At 38.6% G+C, this 20298-nt stretch carries 20 protein-coding genes and 1 pseudogene; 7 read left to right on the plus strand and 14 right to left on the minus strand.

Annotated features, from left to right (window positions below; genetic code table 11):
- Nucleotides 1-264 precede the first annotated feature (264 nt).
- A complete protein-coding gene (locus AWW73_RS01085; RefSeq protein ID WP_062848505.1) occupies nucleotides 265-1074 on the plus strand; it encodes a peptidoglycan DD-metalloendopeptidase family protein in 810 nt (269 codons plus the stop codon).
- On the opposite strand, the pseudogene AWW73_RS18295 reads toward AWW73_RS01085, so the two are convergent.
- From AWW73_RS18295 to AWW73_RS18300, 3 genes and pseudogenes are all read right to left on the minus strand, one after another.
- Nucleotides 1071-1276 (minus strand): annotated as a pseudogene (locus tag AWW73_RS18295) (hypothetical protein). The gene AWW73_RS01085 and the pseudogene AWW73_RS18295 sit on opposite strands and share 4 nt — an antisense overlap.
- Nucleotides 1277-1370: 94 nt before the next feature.
- Nucleotides 1371-1793 (minus strand): OsmC family protein, encoded by a 423-nt coding sequence (locus AWW73_RS01090; protein WP_016143298.1) that lies wholly within the window; start codon nucleotides 1791-1793, stop codon nucleotides 1371-1373.
- 78 nt (nucleotides 1794-1871) lie between these two features.
- Complete coding sequence (locus tag AWW73_RS18300; RefSeq protein ID WP_078224862.1) at nucleotides 1872-1991, minus strand: hypothetical protein; 120 nt, start codon at nucleotides 1989-1991, stop codon at nucleotides 1872-1874.
- Nucleotides 1992-2231: 240 nt separating this feature from the next.
- Here AWW73_RS18300 and crp point away from each other — a divergent pair, with 240 nt between their 5' ends.
- The gene (gene crp, locus AWW73_RS01095; protein WP_016141682.1) at nucleotides 2232-2939 is read left to right on the plus strand and encodes a cAMP-activated global transcriptional regulator CRP; all 708 of its coding nucleotides are present in this window, start codon (nucleotides 2232-2234) and stop codon (nucleotides 2937-2939) included.
- Nucleotides 2940-3098: 159 nt separating this feature from the next.
- Nucleotides 3099-4148, plus strand: coding sequence for an NADP(H)-dependent aldo-keto reductase (locus AWW73_RS01100; RefSeq protein ID WP_062848506.1), 1050 nt, complete (start codon nucleotides 3099-3101; stop codon nucleotides 4146-4148).
- Nucleotides 4149-4203: 55 nt separating this feature from the next.
- Here the strand turns inward: AWW73_RS01100 and AWW73_RS01105 are convergent, their stop codons facing one another.
- The 6 genes from AWW73_RS01105 to gap all read right to left on the minus strand — a co-directional run bounded on the left by AWW73_RS01105 (nucleotide 4204) and on the right by gap (nucleotide 10538).
- Nucleotides 4204-4983 carry a M48 family metallopeptidase gene (locus AWW73_RS01105; RefSeq protein ID WP_016143296.1) on the minus strand — a complete coding sequence of 260 codons (780 nt, stop codon included), beginning with the start codon at nucleotides 4981-4983 and terminating at the stop codon, nucleotides 4204-4206.
- Nucleotides 4984-5098: 115 nt separating this feature from the next.
- Nucleotides 5099-5416 carry a hypothetical protein gene (locus AWW73_RS01110; protein WP_031947796.1) on the minus strand — a complete coding sequence of 106 codons (318 nt, stop codon included), beginning with the start codon at nucleotides 5414-5416 and terminating at the stop codon, nucleotides 5099-5101.
- 121 nt (nucleotides 5417-5537) lie between these two features.
- Nucleotides 5538-6857, minus strand: coding sequence for an adenylosuccinate synthase (locus AWW73_RS01115; RefSeq protein WP_002121613.1), 1320 nt, complete (start codon nucleotides 6855-6857; stop codon nucleotides 5538-5540).
- Between the two features lie 62 nt (nucleotides 6858-6919).
- A complete protein-coding gene (locus AWW73_RS01120) occupies nucleotides 6920-8086 on the minus strand; it encodes an ATP phosphoribosyltransferase regulatory subunit (RefSeq protein WP_016143294.1) in 1167 nt (388 codons plus the stop codon).
- A gap of 183 nt (nucleotides 8087-8269) precedes the next feature.
- A complete protein-coding gene (locus AWW73_RS01125) occupies nucleotides 8270-9358 on the minus strand; it encodes a hypothetical protein (protein WP_062848507.1) in 1089 nt (362 codons plus the stop codon).
- 160 nt (nucleotides 9359-9518) lie between these two features.
- Nucleotides 9519-10538, minus strand: a complete 1020-nt coding sequence (gene gap / locus AWW73_RS01130; RefSeq protein ID WP_062848508.1) for a type I glyceraldehyde-3-phosphate dehydrogenase — start codon at nucleotides 10536-10538, stop codon at nucleotides 9519-9521.
- Between the two features lie 270 nt (nucleotides 10539-10808).
- On the opposite strand from gap, the gene alaS reads away from it, so the two are divergent.
- From alaS to csrA, 3 genes are all read left to right on the plus strand, one after another.
- On the plus strand, nucleotides 10809-13445 hold the full coding sequence (gene alaS, locus AWW73_RS01135) for an alanine--tRNA ligase (RefSeq protein ID WP_016143291.1): 2637 nt from the start codon (nucleotides 10809-10811) through the stop codon (nucleotides 13443-13445).
- Between the two features lie 65 nt (nucleotides 13446-13510).
- Nucleotides 13511-14791, plus strand: coding sequence for an aspartate kinase (locus tag AWW73_RS01140; RefSeq protein ID WP_002115333.1), 1281 nt, complete (start codon nucleotides 13511-13513; stop codon nucleotides 14789-14791).
- Nucleotides 14792-15036: 245 nt separating this feature from the next.
- The gene (csrA, locus tag AWW73_RS01145; protein ID WP_000906487.1) at nucleotides 15037-15291 is read left to right on the plus strand and encodes a carbon storage regulator CsrA; all 255 of its coding nucleotides are present in this window, start codon (nucleotides 15037-15039) and stop codon (nucleotides 15289-15291) included.
- A gap of 67 nt (nucleotides 15292-15358) precedes the next feature.
- On the opposite strand, the gene rnhB is transcribed toward csrA, so the two are convergent.
- Both rnhB and AWW73_RS01155 read right to left on the minus strand, forming a co-directional pair.
- Entirely contained in the window at nucleotides 15359-15925 is a 567-nt protein-coding gene (gene rnhB, locus AWW73_RS01150) for a ribonuclease HII (RefSeq protein WP_002163155.1), read from the minus strand.
- A gap of 71 nt (nucleotides 15926-15996) precedes the next feature.
- Nucleotides 15997-16383 (minus strand): hypothetical protein, encoded by a 387-nt coding sequence (locus AWW73_RS01155; protein WP_016143289.1) that lies wholly within the window; start codon nucleotides 16381-16383, stop codon nucleotides 15997-15999.
- Between the two features lie 238 nt (nucleotides 16384-16621).
- On the opposite strand from AWW73_RS01155, the gene AWW73_RS01160 reads away from it, so the two are divergent.
- On the plus strand, nucleotides 16622-17179 hold the full coding sequence (locus tag AWW73_RS01160; protein WP_057106218.1) for a cytochrome b: 558 nt from the start codon (nucleotides 16622-16624) through the stop codon (nucleotides 17177-17179).
- Between the two features lie 44 nt (nucleotides 17180-17223).
- Here AWW73_RS01160 and AWW73_RS01165 read toward each other — a convergent pair whose 3' ends face one another.
- The 3 genes from AWW73_RS01165 to AWW73_RS01175 form a co-directional block, all read right to left on the minus strand.
- The gene (locus tag AWW73_RS01165; RefSeq protein ID WP_062848509.1) at nucleotides 17224-18222 is read right to left on the minus strand and encodes an adenosine deaminase; all 999 of its coding nucleotides are present in this window, start codon (nucleotides 18220-18222) and stop codon (nucleotides 17224-17226) included.
- A gap of 116 nt (nucleotides 18223-18338) precedes the next feature.
- Nucleotides 18339-19658: an NCS2 family permease gene (locus AWW73_RS01170; protein ID WP_057106222.1), complete on the minus strand. Its 1320-nt coding sequence runs from the start codon at nucleotides 19656-19658 to the stop codon at nucleotides 18339-18341.
- A 321-nt stretch (nucleotides 19659-19979) separates the two neighbouring features.
- On the minus strand, nucleotides 19980-20207 hold the full coding sequence (locus AWW73_RS01175; RefSeq protein WP_031947789.1) for a hypothetical protein: 228 nt from the start codon (nucleotides 20205-20207) through the stop codon (nucleotides 19980-19982).
- Between the last annotated feature and the right edge of the window lie 91 nt (nucleotides 20208-20298).

Here is a 20298-nt window from a genome sequence, read left to right on the forward strand (position 1 = left end):
AATAGATGGGAACACTTCTTCGGATTTCAAATAAATTTTTATATATTTTTCATAATGTTATTTAAATAATAACGAATAAAACTCCATTATAATATGGGATTGTTTTGTATATATTTCAAGTACAGTTCAGCTACATTTTATTAAAATGCCTGATTATTTAAATTCATGCTTATCAATACTACACTTTTCACAAAGTCTTTATTGAGAATTTAATAATTAAGCTTTAGTTTATCTTGCTAGTTTCCTACTCGTTTTGAAATGAAAATGCACTTTAAACATATTATATTAACAACAACTTGTCTTTTTACTTCGGCACTGGCAATCGCTCAGCTTCCACAAGATTCCAGAAGACCCGGTGGAATTGCAGTTGTTCCTCTAACTTCTGATATTACTCAGATCACTTTTCAACAAAAGCCTGTTTTAATTAGCCAAGAAGGTCAGCAGCGTTATGCCGTGCTTGGTATTCCATTGTCTACTCCAATCGGCAGTATTCAGCTCGACACGAATAAAGCTCCGATTCAAGTAGAAGTTAAGTCTTATCCTTACGCTGAGCAACGAATTAAAGTCACTAACCAAGATTATGTGAACCCCAATCAAAGTCAATTAGACCGTTACGCTAAAGAAGCGAAAGAACAAAATGATGTGTATAACTCATTTACACAAAGTTCATGGCAAACCTTACCAACATTTATACGCCCGACTTCAGGGAAATTTAGCAACTCTTTTGGAAGAAAACGCTTTTTTAATGGTGAAGAACGCGCGCCTCACTCTGGTTTAGATATTCCAGCGCCAGTAGGACAAAAAGTTGTTGCACCCGCAGATGGTGTCGTTATACAAACTGGATCTTATTTTTTTAATGGACAAACCGTGTTGATTGACCATGGCCAAGGTCTAGTCAGCATGTTCTGCCATTTAAGCGCAATTAAAGTAGAGAAAGGCCAGCATATCCGCCAAGGAGAAACACTAGGCTTAGTAGGCAAAACTGGACGTGTGACAGGCCCTCATCTGCATTGGGGCATGAGCCTTAATAATGCTCGGGTAGATCCGCAGCTTTTTCTAAATACAGCTCGTTAACTTAAAGCTTTACGAAAATACTTTGGTGCTTCGATATAACCTTCTCTTAGATAAAATTGATGTGCCAAAGGTCTGTGAGTTAGATGCGTTTTAATAATTCAAATTTTTCTTGAATAAGAGCAAGAGGCTGTAGGTATCCCATCTGTTTAAGTAGAATACATATCGTTTGAGTATTGTCCCATTTAGCAGAACGAATATTCACTTTCATTCCTCCTCTTATTTTTTAGTTATTTTTGACAATAAAAAAGCCAACTCTAATGTCAGCTTTTTTTAATTTCTAGCTATCAAAAAATGCCTTATTCCGCTTCAATAATTTCGAAGTCATGAGTAATTTCTACACCACCATCGGAAAGCATTTTACTTGCTGAACAATATTTCTCGGCAGACAATTCAACTGCTTTTGCAACCTGCTTTTCTTTCACAGATTTACCAGTTACCACAAAATGTAAGTGGATTTTAGTAAACACCGCCGGAATTGCGTCAGCGCGCTCAGCTTTTAAGTTACATACAACATTCGTCACATCTTGGCGAGATTTTTTTAAAATGGTCACAATATCAAACGAAGCACACCCACCAAGTCCCATTAATAGCAACTCCATAGGACGTGGACCACGGTTTTCACCACCATACTCAGGTGAGCCGTCCATGATGACACTATGCCCACTATCTGATTTCGCTTCAAAAGCAACATTCTCTAGCCAATGTACACTTGTTTGCATTGCAACTACCCAAAAAAAATTATAAATTTAAGCAGGGTCTGTTGACATTTCATCTATGGATTGCGTTATAGCTAAAAATTAATCCAAATAAGACGCAAAACCCAGACAATGGCAATCCTTTGTCCAGTTTTGTAATAAAATTTGTGAAATTTCAGCCATAATCTGAGTTGCAATTAAAGCAGCGCAGGCATAGCGCAAGACCAAGTTATTTTGTACGTTCCGTTGTTAAGATCTATTTATTTAGAATGGCTAAATTTCATAGTTCTTATTTGGTACGTCTAAAAAAATTGTCTTATGTTGCAACCATCTGTGAAATGTCAACAGGCCCTTGTTTTGTACACTAACATAAAATGAGTTGATAAGGAATTTCATCTCTTCTGTGTAATAGCTCATCTCGAGCTTGTGTGAATTGTTTACCCTATTCGGAACATATTAAGCATGACTTCAAATTTTTCACAACTCAGCACAGATGCTTTATCCCCGGGGCAACTACCTGAATCCGTTAAAGCATTGTTAAAACGTGCTCACATCAACAGATATCCAAAACGAACCACAATTGTTGATGCCGGAACAGAGTCAAAATCTTTATATTTAATTTTAAAAGGCTCAGTTTCAATTATTTTACGTGAAGATGATGAACGTGAAATTGTTGTTGCGTATTTAAATCCGGGCGATTTCTTTGGGGAAATGGGGCTTTTCGAACCGAACCCTCAACGTACAGCCGAAGTTCGTACTCGTGATGTCTGTGAAATTGCAGAGATCTCTTATGACAACTTCCACGAACTTAGCAAACAATATCCAGACCTAAGCTATGCTGTTTTTGCACAATTAGTTCGCCGTCTAAAAAATACGACACGTAAAATGACAGATCTTGCTTTCATTGATGTGTCTGGTCGTATTGCACGTTGTTTAATCGATCTATCTTCTCAGCCAGAAGCAATGATTTTGCCGAATGGTCGTCAAATTCGTATTACTCGTCAAGAAATTGGCCGTATTGTTGGATGCTCACGTGAGATGGTTGGCCGTGTACTCAAAACCTTAGAAGATCAAGGTATGATCCAAACTGATGGTAAAGCCATTCTTATTTTTGATGCTTCATTAGAAGAAAACCCTGTTTCTGATGATGACTACGACGATGAAGAATAATATTCTTTAAATTTTTAATAAAAAGCAAACTTCGGTTTGCTTTTTTTATATGCAACAATGAGTTAATACACAAAACTTACAAACTATTCTAATTTTATGATTTAAGTTGAATACATATTCTCCGTTAGGCTAACTCAAAATTTCCAAGGATTTCGCTGTATGCAATTTAACCCACTTAGTCGCACAGGCCTTAAACTTCCAGAAATTTGTTTAGGCACCATGACATTTGGCGAGCAAAACTCCCAACAAGAAGCTTTTGAACAACTTAATTATGCCTTGGCACATGGTTTATATTTTTGGGATACAGCAGAGATGTATTCTGTTCCACCAAAACCTGAAACTTATGGCGCAACTGAAACGATTATTGGTAATTGGTTTGCTCAGCACGGACAACGTGACAAAGTCTTTCTTGCATCTAAAATTGCAGGTCCGGGCTTTGGAGGGACACACATCCGAGAAGGCCATACTCGCTTTAACAGCGACCATATTGCCAAAGCTCTAGATGGATCACTTAAACGTCTCCAAACGGACTATATCGATCTTTATCAACTGCATTGGCCTGAACGTCATACCAACTTTTTTGGTACGCTCGCTTATGGCAATCAGCAAGCTGAAAATGATTACGACACAACACCTCTAGAAGAAACATTACTTGCTCTACAAGAAGAAATTAATCGCGGGCGTATTCGCTATATTGGTTTATCAAATGAAACCCCGTGGGGCACTATGAAATTTTTACATTTGGCTGAAAAGCTGGGTGTCAGTAAATTTGTAAGTGTTCAAAACCCATATAGCTTGCTTAACCGTACTTATGAGATAGGGATGTCAGAGATTGCTAAATATGAAGATGTCGGCTTGCTCGCTTACTCTCCTCTGGCTTTTGGTTACTTAACGGGTAAGTTTAGAAATGGCGCTCGCCCTGCTAATGCCCGTGTAACACTATTTCCTCGCTTTAGTCGCTACAGTAACCCTCAAAGCGAATGGGCAACTGAACAATATGCACAGCTAGCAGAAAAACATGGGCTAAGCTTAACTCAGATGGCTTTAGCTTTTATTAAACAACAGTTCTTTGTGACCAGCACAATTATTGGTGCTACGAATTTAGACCAACTCAAAGAAAATATTCAGGCATTTGAGATTGAGTTACCAAGTGAAGTTCTAAAAGGTATTGAGGCCATCCATACTCAACAACCCAACCCTGCTCCTTAAACAAAAAACGGATGCTTAAGCATCCGTTTTCTTTATCTATAAAGGATTTTATATCTTATTTACGGCTATTATAAACTGCCATTGCCGCAGGTAAGTTTTTACGCATATCACCAATACGCTGAGAGTTAGATGGGTGAGTAGACAAGAATGATGAACCACCGCCACCTTCAAGCTTATTCATTTTTTCCCAAAGTGTAATCGCCGCATTTGGATTATAGCCTGCACGCGCCATCAGCATTAAACCGCCTTGGTCCGCACGACTTTCCAAGCTACGAGAATATGGCAAGCCCACACCCACTTGTGTACCTAGCTGAGCAGCAGCAGTACCAAGCTGGCCTACGTTATTACCCGCATAGCTTAAACCAATGCCTAGAGCTAAATCAGTTAAAGCCTGTGCACCGATTTTACTTTTTGCATGCTCTTCTAAAGCATGTGTCATTTCATGCCCCATAACAGCTGCAATTTCAGCATCTGTCAGGTTCAGCTTATTCACAATACCTGTATAAAACACCACCTTGCCACCAGGTGCAACGTAAGCGTTAATTGTATCTGACTTCAACACCGCTAACTGCCATGTAAATGGCTGGCCAGTCTGATTCATCTGGTTGGCATATGGTTTTAAACGGTTGAATACAGCATTAATACGGTTATATGTACTAGAACTTGTATCGAGAGCACCCTTACCACGTGCTTCCTGCACCATCTTATTAAAACCTTGAGCAGATTGAGCATTTAAGGTTGCAGTATCTGCACCAGCCATGTCCGCTACTGTTGCACAGCCAGAAATGGTCATCACACTTGCAGCACACAAGCTTAAAAAGAGTTTTTTATTCATAACATTGATCACCTAAATCATTAAAAAGCTGTTTATTCTTTTGCACTTATTATAAGAAATACCACTCATGCTTTGAATCTCTCATTTCTTCATGATCATAGTATTTATGTAACGATCAAGCCGATAATGTCATCAAATAAATCCAGAAAATTAAACAGATTACATTTAAACCCAGATAAACATGACTTAAGGTTTTAACTTTCTCTTCAAGATTAGAACTTTCCCTTTTCCAGAGTAAATAACTATTTTGTATGAGTACCACAGGAATTAACACACATGCGAACAAAACCGATAAGCTCATAAAAGCAGTCATAAAGAAATCTTCATGATATTCCTGTCCATAAATAACCAACATCGCCAGCGTGGGTGAACCACCAATAGCAAATAAAAAAGAATAAAAAATTGTTTTTGAAATAGTTGGTTGCAGCTTCATCCTGAGCCCATCATTCCTTATCTATATACAACGTTTTAATCTGAATCTGATAAAACGAAAACTGCACTTTAGTCGGGTATAAAAAAGCCCCCTTTCAGGAGGCCTTTTTAATCTTTGCTAATTAGGCAGAGAATGGATGACGTAAAACAATTGTTTCTGCACGGTCTGGACCAGTTGAAACGATATCAATCGGACATTCGATTAATTGTTCAATACGCTTAACATAAGCCAAAGCATTTGCTGGTAATTGGTCGATGCTAGTTAAACCAACAGTCGACTCGCTCCAACCTGGCATAGTTTCATAGATTGGCTTCAAGCATTCAAAAGAAACCGCATCTGAAGAACCTACACAACCTGAATCTGTATTTTCATAACCTACACAGATTTTCACTTCTTCTAAACCATCTAAAACGTCAAGTTTAGTTAAGCAAATACCTGAAAGTGAGTTTACATCTACAGAACGACGAAGAATCTCAGCATCAAACCAACCACAACGACGTTGACGACCAGTAGAAGCGCCAAATTCATGACCAACTGTACCTAGGTGTTTACCAATTGGGTCACCAGAATCAGCCGCTGCATCATAAACCAATTCAGTTGGGAATGGACCAGCACCTACACGTGTTGTATAAGCTTTAGTAATACCTAATACATAATCAAGATGTAAAGGTCCCATACCTGAACCAGAGCTTACGCCACCAGCAGTTGTATTTGAACTTGTAACATACGGATAAGTACCGTGGTCGATGTCTAAAAGTGAGCCTTGAGCACCTTCAAACATTACAGCCTTACCTTCTTTGCGATAGTCATGCAATACTTTAGTCACATCAATCACTAATGGAGCAAGCACTTCACGCCATTGGTTGCAAAGAGCCAATACATCTTCAAATTTAACTGCTTCTACACCGTAGAACTGAGTTAATTGGAAGTTATGTAACTCAAGCATTTCTTGGAGTTTTTCTTCTAATGCTGCACCACCACGAACAAGGTCAGCAACACGCACTGCGCGGCGAGCTACTTTATCTTCGTATGCAGGACCAATACCACGACCTGTAGTACCGATTTTAGCGTTACCACGTTTCTTTTCACGTGCCTGATCAAGTGCAATATGGTTAGGCAAAATGAGTGGACAGTTTGGAGAAATACGTAGACGTTCTTTAACAGGAACACCTTCCGCTTCCAAAATTCCCATTTCTTCAATTAACGCGGCTGGTGAAAGTACTACACCATTACCAATTAAGCACAATACGTTTTCACGTAAAATGCCTGATGGAATGAGGTGCAATACAGTCTTTTTACCACCTACGACAAGAGTATGACCTGCGTTATGTCCGCCTTGATAACGTACTACCGCAGCCGCCTGATCTGTGAGCAGGTCGACGATTTTACCTTTACCTTCGTCGCCCCATTGGGTACCAAGTACCACAACATTTTTGCCCATAATAGCCTCATTACATCATGCTGTTAAAATTGGAAACCACCAGTAAAATTTACTGTTGGCGATTAAATCTTTTCAATATTCCATTGTCCATTTTGCGACACGAGTTGATGAGTCGCATATGGAATAGAACTTAAATCATCATTACCTAACAATTGAACGACACGTAGACCTTGAGCACGTGCATTCGAAATTGCTGAGAGTAAATCTTGTTCTGAGCCTTTTGGAGCAACAACAGTTTCGATTTCGGCGAACTGATTTGCACCTAAGGCATATAAATCACAACTGAAGCCAGTAGCAGGACGTGCGCGGCCAAAGTGCTCACCAATACCATCGTAACGGCCACCCTGTGCTAAAGGTGCAGCACGGTTTGGTGCATAGACTGCATACATTAAGCCAGTGTGATAGTGATAACTACGTAGCTCTACAACATCGATACCGATATTGAGATTTGGCCAACGGCCTTTAATTTGCGCAAACGTTGTTTTCAGTGCATCTAATGCTGACTTAAATTCAGCATCTTGTAAGATGTTTGCACTTAAATTCGCCTGCAAAGCTTCTAGATCACTAGAGTAGCGGCCAAGCGCATAGAAATCAGAACCCATATTGAGATTTTGAGTAAATTCAGCTAACTCTGGTAACGCTTTTCTTTGATAAAGATCTGAAAGCTCATGCTCTTCATTTTTTGACAGTCCAGCATGCTTTACTAAACTGCGGAACAACCCTACATGGCCTAAATCTAGATGCGCGCCTTGTAAAGTATAGATGTTCTCGATCAGCCCTAGCATAACATCGACCATTTCGACATCGGCTTCGATACTGTCATGCCCGTATAACTCTGCACCTAATTGTAGAGGTGCACGTGTGGCATTAAAATTTTGTGGTTTAGTATGTAATACAGTCCCTGAATAACAGTAACGTGCAACGCCTTCAACTGGTCTTACATGTGCATCGATACGTGCAACTTGTGGCGTCATATCAGCACGAACACCGAGTAAACGGCCTGAGAGCTGATCAATGACCTTAAAAGTTACTAAATCCAAGTCTTGATTTGATTCTGATAATGAAGACAACGATTCGATGTATTCAATAAATGGTGTATATACCAATTGATAACCTCGTACCGCGAGGAAATCTAAAGCTTCACGGCGAAGTTTTTCAATGACTTGTGCCTGTTCCGGCAATACATCTGCTACCCCGTCAGGCAGCAACCATGTCTCTGAAATGGTCATATTTCAAGCCTAAAATCTGATCAACGTGGAACGACCCCACATAAAAAAATCGGGAACACACCCGATTTCTCTTAGTGTAGCATGATACTTTCTGCCATGCACCTGACAATTTGCATAAATCTTTCTTAATAAACTCTAAAGTCAAAAAGAAGATTTTTTGAATTAATAAGAATATTCAATAATTTACTGTGCTTTACTCATATTATAGGCAAAAGTTCTTCGACCAAAGAATGGGCCAATATCTGAACTATCACCTGGTTGCCAGTTAACTAAATTTAATCTTTGAATAGCTTGAGCTGCTTGAGTATTAAAAGCAAAACAACCTTTTTCAAGATTTGCGATTTTTAGCTTTTGTCTGAAAGCAATTAATGAGTGCACCTCATTAAGCGGGTTATCTTCTATAGAATACAGATGAGACTTCTCATAAGCTAAATTTCTATCAGCATCCCACCGACTACTTGATATAAAATTAATAAAAAAAGCAGACTGGTTATTATTATTTCCCAAGGCACTTTGAATATCACCAGTTTCCAAGTTTTCTAAAACAGTTAGGTTATAGCCGTACCACTGCGAATTTAGAAGCCTAAAATACTTTTTATCTGAACCTAGGTTATTATATCTTTCGATAATTGACTGCTTTTTCTCACTAAACGACGGATTTGACTCAAAACCAGATATATCTGAAGTATAAGATTGATTCCATTGAGTCTCTTTTAAACGATAACAATAACTATTTTTTGGAAACCTAACATTCTTATAGTTTTGATAAAATCCAATTAAATTTTTATCAAGTTGATTATGAAGACCTGTTTCTAGATTTTTATTTTCTTTATAGCCTGGCAATACACGGTCAAAGATATTTTCACCATCCAACTTCACAATTTCAAACTTTAAATTCTTTTTCAAATCAGGTGTTAATTCATAAGTCCAACTATCAGGTGATAGCCTTTTCACAATATTGGTTTGTAACGTCCCTTTATTTAAAATTTTCTTTTCAGTTAAAACCTCAGTTTCTAACGGCTGGTTATGTGACTTTGCAAAAAAGATTTCATTATTCTTAATTGGATATTGAGCAATTTCAAAAGAATCACTATAGATACCTGAAGAAATATCGGAAGGTTGATAATAAACTTGGTAAATTTTGTCTTCCTTTTCTAAATTATTTTCAGCTTGTTCAGACGTATTTTGATCTGAGCTTCCACCACAAGCTGTTAAAACAAGAGTAGATGTAATAGTTAAAAACCCACTTATTCTTTTTGAATTAAATTTCATATGAACTCTATAATTAAAATTTTAATGTTTGCGAATCATACAAATAGATTTAATTTCAGACAACACTAATATTTAGAATTTTAATAATCCATACCAAAAAATAATAACTATAAAAAAGGATGTTAATTAAACACCCTTTTTATTTAAATTTGCCTTTCATTTAGAAAGAGTCACACAGATCCAATAATCGATTTGCATAACCCCATTCATTATCATACCAAGCAAATACTTTAGCTTGATGCCCAACCACCATAGTTTGGGTTAAATCAACAATGAGTGAATAAGGTGAATGATTGAAATCACTCGAAACTAACGGTTCATCTGTTACAGCCATAATTTCTGCATAGTCTGTTTGAGAAGCTTTAATGAGTAACTCATTAATGTGATGCACAGTAATTGGAGATTGCGCGATAAAAGTTAAGTCAATTGCAGCCACATTAATAGTAGGTACTCGAATTGAATAACCATCGATACGGTCTTCCATTTTAGGCATAACACGTTTTAATGCTCCGAGTGCACTAGACGTAGTGGGAATAATATTTTGCCCTGAAGCTCTAGCACGACGTAAATCGCGATGTGCATGATCAAGTACAGATTGGTCAGCCGTTACTGCATGAATCTCGGTCATAAGTGCAGTTTCAATTCCAAACGCATCATCAATGATCTTGACCAGTGGAACTAAAGCTTGAGTAGTACATGACACACTCGAAATAATTTGATCAGTCGCTTTGACTTCATTGTGGTTCACACCATAAACAATGGCTGCATCAACATGGTCAAAAGGTGCTGCTCCAATAATGACCCGCTTTGCCCCTGCTTCTAGGTGACGTGTTGCATCCGCATGAGAGCGAAACAGTCCGGTACACTCAAGTACCACATCAATATCTAAACTAGACCATGGTAAAAGTTCCGGTTGTTTCTGCTTTAGAACCTCAACCTTTAACGTTTGGTGATTTGACTGAATATTCAAAAAAACTTTTTCATTTTCAATCAATATTTCCACATTTCCATTAAAGCGGCCATGTGTAGAATCATATTTAAATAAGTGCACTAATGTCTGGACATCTGCTATATCGTTAATCGCCACGATTTCAAAGTGAAATTGTTTTGGGCTTTCGAACCAGGCGCGTAAAACATTGCGTCCAATCCGACCAAACCCATTAATGGCAATACGTTGCATGACCTATCCTTATCAACAAAACTACAAGCTAAAGAAGGCATATAGTAAAGCACGTCACGACCAATTGAATATAGATTTTTAGCCAAATCACAGTTTTGTAAGATATTCCTTTTAAAATCGTTGGTTCGGTGGGGTTTTTCCGCTACAATTTAGCGTTTTTAAAAAATAAGCCCCGTATCACATGCTAAGGTTTGGCATAAAACAAACAGGCATTGATACTTTTAGCCAAATTCGAAAATATGGAGTGACTTGGTTGTGAGTACTCGTTTAATGACATCTGCTGAAATTCGTGAAGCATTTTTGCGCTACTTTGAAACGCAAGGGCATACACGTGTCGCGTCGAGTTCTCTTGTTCCTGCCAACGACCCAACTTTATTATTTACAAATGCTGGGATGAACCAGTTTAAAGACTGCTTTTTAGGTCTTGAGAAACGTGACTATGTACGTGCGACCACATCACAGAAATGTGTACGCGCTGGCGGTAAACATAATGACTTAGACAATGTTGGTTATACTGCACGTCACCATACATTCTTTGAAATGTTAGGTAATTTCTCATTCGGTGATTATTTCAAACGTGATGCACTTAAATTCGCATGGGAATTTTTAACCAGCGAACAATGGCTTGGTTTACCAAAAGATAAACTTTATGCCACTGTTTACCATACCGATGACGAAGCTTACGACATCTGGAACAAAGAAATCGGTTTAGCACCAGAACGTATTATCCGTATTGGTGATAATAAAGGCGAAAAATACGCATCTGATAACTTCTGGGCAATGGGTGATACAGGCCCATGTGGTCCATGTTCCGAAATCTTCTTTGACCATGGTGACCACATTTGGGGTGGTTTACCAGGCTCACCTGAAGAAGACGGTGATCGTTTCATTGAAATCTGGAACAACGTTTTCATGCAGTTTAACCGTACTGCGGATGGCGTGCTTCACCCTCTCCCTGCTCCATCTGTTGATACTGGTATGGGCTTGGAGCGTATCTCTGCTGTATTGCAACATGTTAACTCGAACTACGATATTGACCTGTTCCAACACCTATTAAAAGCTGCTGCAAACATTATTGGTATTGAAGACGAAGGTCAGCCTTCTTTACGTGTTGTTGCCGACCATGCGCGTTCATGCTGTTTCCTTATTGCTGATGGTGTAAACCCAAGCAATGAAGGTCGCGGTTACGTACTTCGCCGTATTATCCGCCGCGCTGTGCGTCATGGTAATAAACTTGGTGCAACTGGTACGTTCTTCTACAAAATGTTGCAACCTTTAATTGAAGTTATGGGTGATGCATATCCGGAACTTGCAGCTCGTAAAGATGTAATTGAAGCAACTTTAATTCGTGAAGAAGAACAGTTTGCTAAAACACTTGAGCAAGGCTTAAAACTACTTGAAGGCGAGCTTGCTCAATTAAAAGATAAGACCATTCCTGGTGCGACTGTATTTAAACTTTACGACACTTACGGCTTCCCGACAGACTTAACTGCTGATATTGCACGTGAACGTGACTTTATTATTGATGAGGCTGGCTTTGAAGTAGAAATGGCTGCACAGCGTCAACGTGCTCGTGATGCTGGTAAATTCGCAGTTGACTACAACAACATTGTAAAAGTTGAAGGCGAAACTCAGTTTGACGGTTATATCAACACCACTAGCCAGGGTCAAATTGTAGCGATCTATAAAGATGGTGTACAAGTTGATGAAGTTTCTGAAGGTGATGAAGCGCTTATCGTTTTAAACCAAACTCCTTTCTATGCTGAAAGTGGTGGTCAGATTGGCGACACTGGTATCTTCAAAAATGAAACAGGTATTTTTGAAGTTCAAGATACTAAAAAGTCAGGCGGTGCCTTTGTTCATCAAGGTATTGTGACCGTTGGTAGTCTTAAAGCAGATCAAAACGTTGAAGCGATTGTTAAAGCAGACATTCGTGAGGCAACTGCACGTAACCACTCTGCAACTCACCTATTACATGCTGCCCTTCGTCAAATCTTAGGTTCACATGTACAGCAAAAAGGCTCTTTAGTTGCAAGTGATATTTTACGTTTTGACTTTGCTAATGACCAACCTGTAACTTTTGAACAGTTACAACAAGTTGAGCGCTTAGTGAATGCAGAAATTATTGCAAATAGTGCTGTAACAACCGAACTTCTTGACATTGAAGCTGCAAAAGCTAAAGGTGCCATGATGTTGTTCGGTGAAAAATACGGTGATGAAGTACGTGTACTTTCTATGGGTTCAATTATTGATGAGAAAAACTTCTCAATTGAACTTTGTGGTGGTATCCACGTTAAACGTACAGGTGATATTGGTTTATTCAAAATCACTTCTGAAGGTGGTGTAGCTGCTGGTGTACGTCGTATTGAAGCTGTTACAGGTACTAAAGCGCTAGATGTAGTACAAAAAACTGATGCTGATATCCAGCACATTAATAGCTTATTAAAAGCACAGAAAGACCAAACTGTTGAGCGTGTACAAGCCAATGTTGAATTGGTTTCTGCATTACAAAAGCAGATTGAACAGCTCAATCAGAAATTGGCAAACTTCCAAGCGTCAGAATTGATTGATCAGGTACAGACTATTGCTGATCGTCAAACGCTTATTACCACTGTTCAAGGTGTAGATGCAAAATCACTTCGCAACTTACACGACAGTGTTAAATCGAAATTAGAGAATGCAGTTATTGTGTTAGCTGGTGTAGAGGGTGACAAAGTTAGCCTACTTGCTTCAGTTGCATCACAATACACTGCAACTCTAAAAGCAGGTGACATCATCAAACATCTAGCAACCGAGTTAGGTGGTAAAGGTGGTGGTAAACCTGACTTAGCACAAGGTGGCGCGCCACTTAACGAGAAGTTTGGACAAGTGATCGCAGCATTGCCTGCATGGCTTGAACAAAAATAAGACTTCACTTTTTGTGTAACTGACCCTGAAAAGCCTCTCAGGGTCATGGCTTATATGGAACAACTATGGCATTAATCGTTCAAAAATATGGCGGTACTTCTATGGGTACCCCCGAGCGCATTTTAAATGTTGCTCGTCGTGTGAAGCGTTGGCATGATCACGGTCACAAGGTTGTTGTGGTCGTATCTGCAATGAGTGGTGAAACAAACCGCTTACTTGCTCTCGCTAAAGCCATTACCGAAACACCTGACCCACGTGAGTTAGACCAAATGGTTTCAACCGGTGAACAGGTGACGATTTCCATGTTAGCTATGGCACTTAATTCGATTGGTGTGGAAGCTAAATCCTATACCGGACGTCAAGTCGGTATTAAAACTGACAGTGCATTTACCAAGGCGCGTATCGAGTCTATTGATACAGATGTCATGACCAATGACCTAGATGCAGGCCGTGTTATTGTGGTTGCTGGTTTCCAAGGCTTTGATGCTAATGGAAATACCACAACACTAGGTCGAGGTGGTTCAGATACTTCTGGTGTTGCTCTTGCTGCTGCTTTAAAAGCTGACGAATGCCAGATTTATACTGATGTAGATGGTGTTTACACCACTGACCCTCGCGTTGCTCCTAAAGCCAAAAAAATCGACCGTATTTCTTTTGAAGAAATGCTAGAAATGGCATCATTAGGTTCTAAAGTTTTACAAATTCGCTCAGTAGAGTTTGCCGGGAAATATCAAGTTCCTTTACGTGTGTTATCAAGCTTTGATAATGACGACGACGGCGTTTTTGACGACGAATTTAAAGAAAATGTTGGTACACTCATTACTACTGAGGCAGAAGATACTATGGAACAGCCAATTATTGCAGGTATTGCTTTTAACCGTGACGAAGCAAAATTAACGATTTTAGGTGTACCTGATGAACCAGGCATTGCTTCTAAAATCTTATCACCAGTAAGTGATGCCAATATCGAAGTCGATATGATAGTGCAAAATGTTGAAGAAGATGGCACAACAGATTTCACTTTCACTGTAAACCGTGTTGATTTAGCGAAAGCTGAAAAAATCTTAAACGAAACTGCTAAAAATATTGGCGCACGTGAAGTTTCAACACGTGATGACATCGTTAAAGTGTCTATCGTTGGTGTCGGTATGCGTTCACACGCAGGTGTAGCGAGCAAAATGTTCACTGCCCTTGCTGACGAAGGTATCAACATCCTTATGATTTCAACTTCTGAAATTAAAGTTTCTGTCATTATTGATGAAAAATACCTTGAACTTGCTGTTCGCTGCTTACATACCGCTTTTGGTTTAGATCGTGAACATGGTGAAAGCAGCGCCCGCGCTTAATTTTACCAATCGGTCAAGAATTCATTAAAAAATGTTTACTTGTCCGACAATAATTAAAGAAAACACAGAGCCGCTATAGTTTTTTTTATAGCGGCTCTGTTATATTAAACGGAAAGTTTTTTGGCAGAGATTATCAAAATATGACTTTGTTCTCATATTTCTGTTAGAATCTGACTGAAAACTGAGGTTGAGCTTTTATTTGGGTACCAATATTGCAGTTTTAAGCGTTTAGCAAGGAGATAAACATGCTGATTCTGACCCGCCGTGTCGGGGAAACATTAATGATTGGGGATCAAGTCAGTGTTACTGTGCTTGGCGTCAAAGGAAACCAAGTTCGTATTGGTGTAAATGCACCAAAAGAGGTTTCTGTTCATCGCGAAGAAATTTATCAACGTATTCAACATGAACGTGCAATGCATGAACACCTTCAACACCTTGATCAAGATTATCAAGTTTCTTATGAAGATGATAATTATGCACAGAAAAACTTCAATCGTTAGTATGAAGTTGTTCTCTCCCTAATTAAAGCGACTTTATAGTCGCTTTAAATTTTTTAAGTGCTTGTATTTATAGACCTAAAGCACGTTTAACAGGTGCATAACTACGACGATGCTGATCAATCACGCCATGCACAGCAATTGCTTCAAAGTGTGCTTTGGTTGGATATCCTTTATGTTTGGCAAAACCAAATAGTGGATATTGCTGATCTAATTCCGCCATTTGTCGATCTCGTGTCACTTTTGCCAAGATACTTGCTGCACTAATTTCAGCATGGCTTGCGTCTCCGCCAACAATGGCTTCACATGGAATAATAATTCCTTTAGGAATTTGGTTGCCATCTACAATTACTTTTTGTGGTTGAGTTTTCAAACCATCAACAGCGCGCTGCATAGCCAAAAAAGTCGCCTGTAAAATATTTAACTCGTCAATTTCAGCATGTGTTGCTTCAGCAATGGACCAAGCTAAGGCTTTTTCTTGGATTTCAATAAACAACTTTTCACGTTTCTTTTCAGTTAATTTTTTAGAATCATTTAATCCTAGAATTGGATTATTCGGATCTAAAATAACGGCCGCTGCCACAACCGAACCTACTAAAGGCCCCCGTCCCGCCTCATCTACACCAGCAATAAACATCGACTCACTACCTTTAAAAACAAAAGAGGCTGATCAATAGTAATCAGCCTTCTTTAACACAAAATTATTAATTACTTTTGTAAAGCTTCTGCCACACAAGCGTTTACAGTTTTAGAAACCACTTGGTTGACGATTGTAGCACGTGTGTTTACATCAAGTGCAGCTGCTGCCAATTCTACTGCTGTCACACTGTTTGGAGCCTTTTCGCTCACACAACCACACACATTCGTTTGGATGCTATCACGTTGCTCAGCAGTCATATATTTTGTTGCTGTTTTCCAAGCCGCAACATTATTAATCTCTGTAATACATTTCGCATTTACAGCAACCTTTAACGCAGCAACGCCTAATTGTTGAGTTGTCGTTTGTGCAGAAGCGCCTGTGTCAGTGCCTGTAGTTGTTGCACATGCTGTTAAAGCTAAAACAACTGGTGCTAGAGCAAGCATCAATTTTTTCATCATTTTTTCCTTTGATTGAACCTTGGCAGCGCGTATTGTGCCTAAACTCAACTTTAGAAGAAACAAATAATTTGATGCATTTATGCAATCTATTTTGCCGAGTGAAATTCAGCTCATCAAATCCTTTTTTGGAGTAAAACGTTCTGTTTTTAGCACGCTCTGTCACATTTAAAACATTTCTCAAAATCTGCACTTTCCCCTAAAATCACAAATCAAAACGACAAAAAAAGGGTCTTTTATGCCTGCTGCTTCCTCTCAGTATTACACCCGTACCGCACAAATCCTGCATTGGGTGATGGCAATTATTTTCATCGTCGCATGGGTGATTGGCTTCTATAGTGGAAATTTTTTAAGTTACGACGTTGATGGCAGCTTTAAAGGTGATGTGATTACCTTGCACAAAAATATTGCAACCACCATTATCTTTTTAGTGATTATTCGGATTTTTTGGCGCTATACACATCCAGCTCCAAAACTACCTGACACCATGTCACCGATGATGAAAACTCTGGCACACGTGGGTCATCTATTCCTTTATGTAATTTTAGTGGCTTTACCTGTCACTGGTTGCTTGTTTAGTTGGAGTGCTGGTCACCCTGCCCCTGTTTTATATTTATTTGAAATTCCGCGTTTGGTGCAAGATAACCCAGAGCTTTTAGCTATTGTTAAACCATTACATATTTATATTTCTTGGTTTGCAGGTTTTCTTATTGTTGGGCATGTACTTGCAGCTTTGAAACATCACTTTATTGATAAAGACAATATTTTAAATAGCATGACCAAACAACCTAAATAAACCTGATGTATAAAAAAACCGCCCGAGATAGGCGGTTTTTTTATTTAGATTTTTTGGATTTCTGCAATCCACTTTTGTTTCTCTTCATCTGAAATGAAAGAAGCTTCAAAAGAATTAATTGCGAGTTGTTTCAACTCATCATTATTTAAGTCTAAAGCTTGCTGAATGGCAAAGAAATTGTCATTCATATATCCACCGAAATATGAAGGATCATCTGAGTTAACCGTCACGTGTACGCCCTTTTGTAAAAGACGGCGGATATTATGATCTTTCATATCCTTAACAACACATAGCTTTAAATTACTTAAAGGACAAACCGTTAATGGCATTTTTTCATTAATTAAACGCGCCATTAATTGTTCGTCTTCTTCAGAACGCACACCATGATCAATACGATTCACTTTAAGTAGATCTAAAGCTTCCCATACATATTCAGGAGGACCTTCTTCACCAGCATGAGCCACGATTAAGAAGCCTTCTTCACGCGCCTTAGCAAAAACACGTTCAAATTTAGCTGGCGGATGCCCTACTTCACTTGAATCAAGCCCTACAGCAATAATGTCTTGCTTAAATGGCAATGCTTGCTTAAGTGTTTCAAATGCAGCTTCTTCACTTAAATGACGTAAGAAACACATAATCAGTTGAGAGCTGATACCCAACTTAGCTTTGGCATCTGCACAAGCGCGCTTTAAACCGCTAATCACTGTTGAGAATGCAATACCACGGTCAGTATGGGTTTGCGGATCAAAGAACATTTCCGTGTGAACAACACGATCTTCGGCACATTTTTCAAAATAAGCCCATGCTAAATCATAAAAGTCTTGTTCATGCACAAGAACATTTGCACCAGCATAGTAAATATCTAAGAATGATTGAAGATTATGAAAGTTATAAGCTTGCTTTACTTCTTCAACAGATTTGTAAGGAATCTGAATCTGATTGCGCTGGGCAATTGCAAACATTAATTCAGGTTCAAAAGTCCCTTCAATATGTACATGCAATTCGGCTTTTGGTAAGGCGCGAATCAGCTCGACTTGATTCATATTAACTCCACGTCTAAAGAAAAAAGGGTGTGGTCAAAATCACACCCTTTTATAATTTTCTTCTTATCGATAACTATATCTAAGATAGCTCAAGAAGAAAATTATAAAAAATCATATTAACCGCCAAACGCGATAAATTTAAATACCCAAAGCGCAGCAATAATCCATACCATGTACGGTACAGTTTTTGCCTTACCCGTGAATAATTTAACTAATGCATAGCTAATAAAGCCCATTGCAATACCATCAGCAATTGAATAGGTGAATGGCATAAATACAATGGTTAAAAATGCTGGAACAGCTTCAGTAATATCATCCCAATCAATGTGAGTGATGCCTTGGATCATCAACACACCAATAAACAATAAAGCTGGCGCTGTTGCAAAACCTGGTACAGATTGAGCAAGAGGTGCTAAAAATAGACAGCAGATAAATAAGACTGCAACGACAACAGCGGTTAAACCAGTACGTCCACCTGCTGCTACACCTGAAGCTGATTCAATATATGGTGTAGTTGAAGATGTACCTAATGCGGCACCTGCAACGATTGCAGTAGAGTCTGCGAATAATGCTTTTTTCAAACGAGGTAATTTACCGTCTTGTAAAAGGCCTGCACGGTGTGATACACCAACCAAAGTACCCGTACTGTCAAACAAGTCGACAATAAAGAATACGAAAATGACGCCGACCATACTTGCTGTAAATAGACCTTCAAAGTCCATTTGCATGAATGTTGGTGCAATTGAAGGAATTTGACCCACTACACCCTTAAATTCATTTAAACCTAAAGCAGTAGCAATGGCCGTAACAACTAAAATACTAATAATGATTGCGCCGCGAATTTTTAATTGGTGTAAAACTACAATCATTAAAAATCCAAATAGCGCTAACAATACTGTAGGTTGTTTGATATCACCCAAACCGACTAATGTCGCTTGGTTATCTACAATGATTCCAGCATTTTTTAGTGCAATTAGTGCTAGGAATAAACCAATACCCCCACCAATTGCAAACTTAAGTGACATCGGAATCGCATTGACAATCGCTTCACGAATTTTAAAAAAGCTAATTGCAAGAAAAACAAGGCCTGAAACAAAAACAGCCGCTAAAGCTGTTTGCCATGGCACGCCCATCCCCATACAAACCGAGTAGGTAAAGTAAGCGTTTAAACCCATACCAGGGGCCAGTGCGATTGGATAATTTGCAATGATCCCCATTACTAAACATCCGATTGCTGCTGCCAAACAGGTCGCAACGAATACGGCACCATGATCCATGCCGGTTTCAGATAAAATGAGTGGATTGACAATAATGATGTAACACATCGTTAGGAATGTAGTTACACCAGCAAGAACTTCAGTTCGGAAAGTGGTTTTATTGTCGCTTAACTTAAATAAACGCTCTAACCAGCCTGCCGAAGAATTGGGCGCCGCCATAAGTAGCCTCTATGCAAAATCTGAACTGTGGAATATTTACGTCTATGTAGGTCGCTGAACAATATTGTTTTTCTGTTCAGTCCTATACACAAGAATCTCAAATTTTAGAAGCAACAAATATGCCACTCATTTGATGTCTGTTTTCATACATAGCAAATAACCACAGCCCCTCTTGAAACACAAAAAAGCTGCATAACCCCTATGCAGCTTTTTTACTATACGTTCAATAAGTTTAACAGATTCAACAGAAACATGATCAAAAATTATGAAAAGATATGACCAATGACACTGTAAAAGTTAGAAATTTATAGCTCGTTATTGTTAGAAAATAATTTTTTTCTCACCGATATATTCTTGCATATTATAAGAAGCTAAATTGCTGTGATGAGCATGGTTTGGGTTACGTTCTATACTTTGCAGGTTTCTTTCAGCTTCTTGTATGATCCGCATGAGCTCTTGATGTCTTTTATTTTGAGTATCTAAATAGGCCCAATACCCTAATACAAAGACAATACTTACACACAACACTATTAATACTTTATTGATCATTATTATTATCTCTATGTTTTTAATGTTAATGATCTTAACAAAAAATTATAGCTTTGTGAATATTTTCACATTTACTTACAATAATACAATC

The organism is Acinetobacter lactucae, assembly GCF_001605885.1.
Taxonomy (GTDB): Bacteria; Pseudomonadota; Gammaproteobacteria; order Pseudomonadales; family Moraxellaceae; genus Acinetobacter; species Acinetobacter lactucae.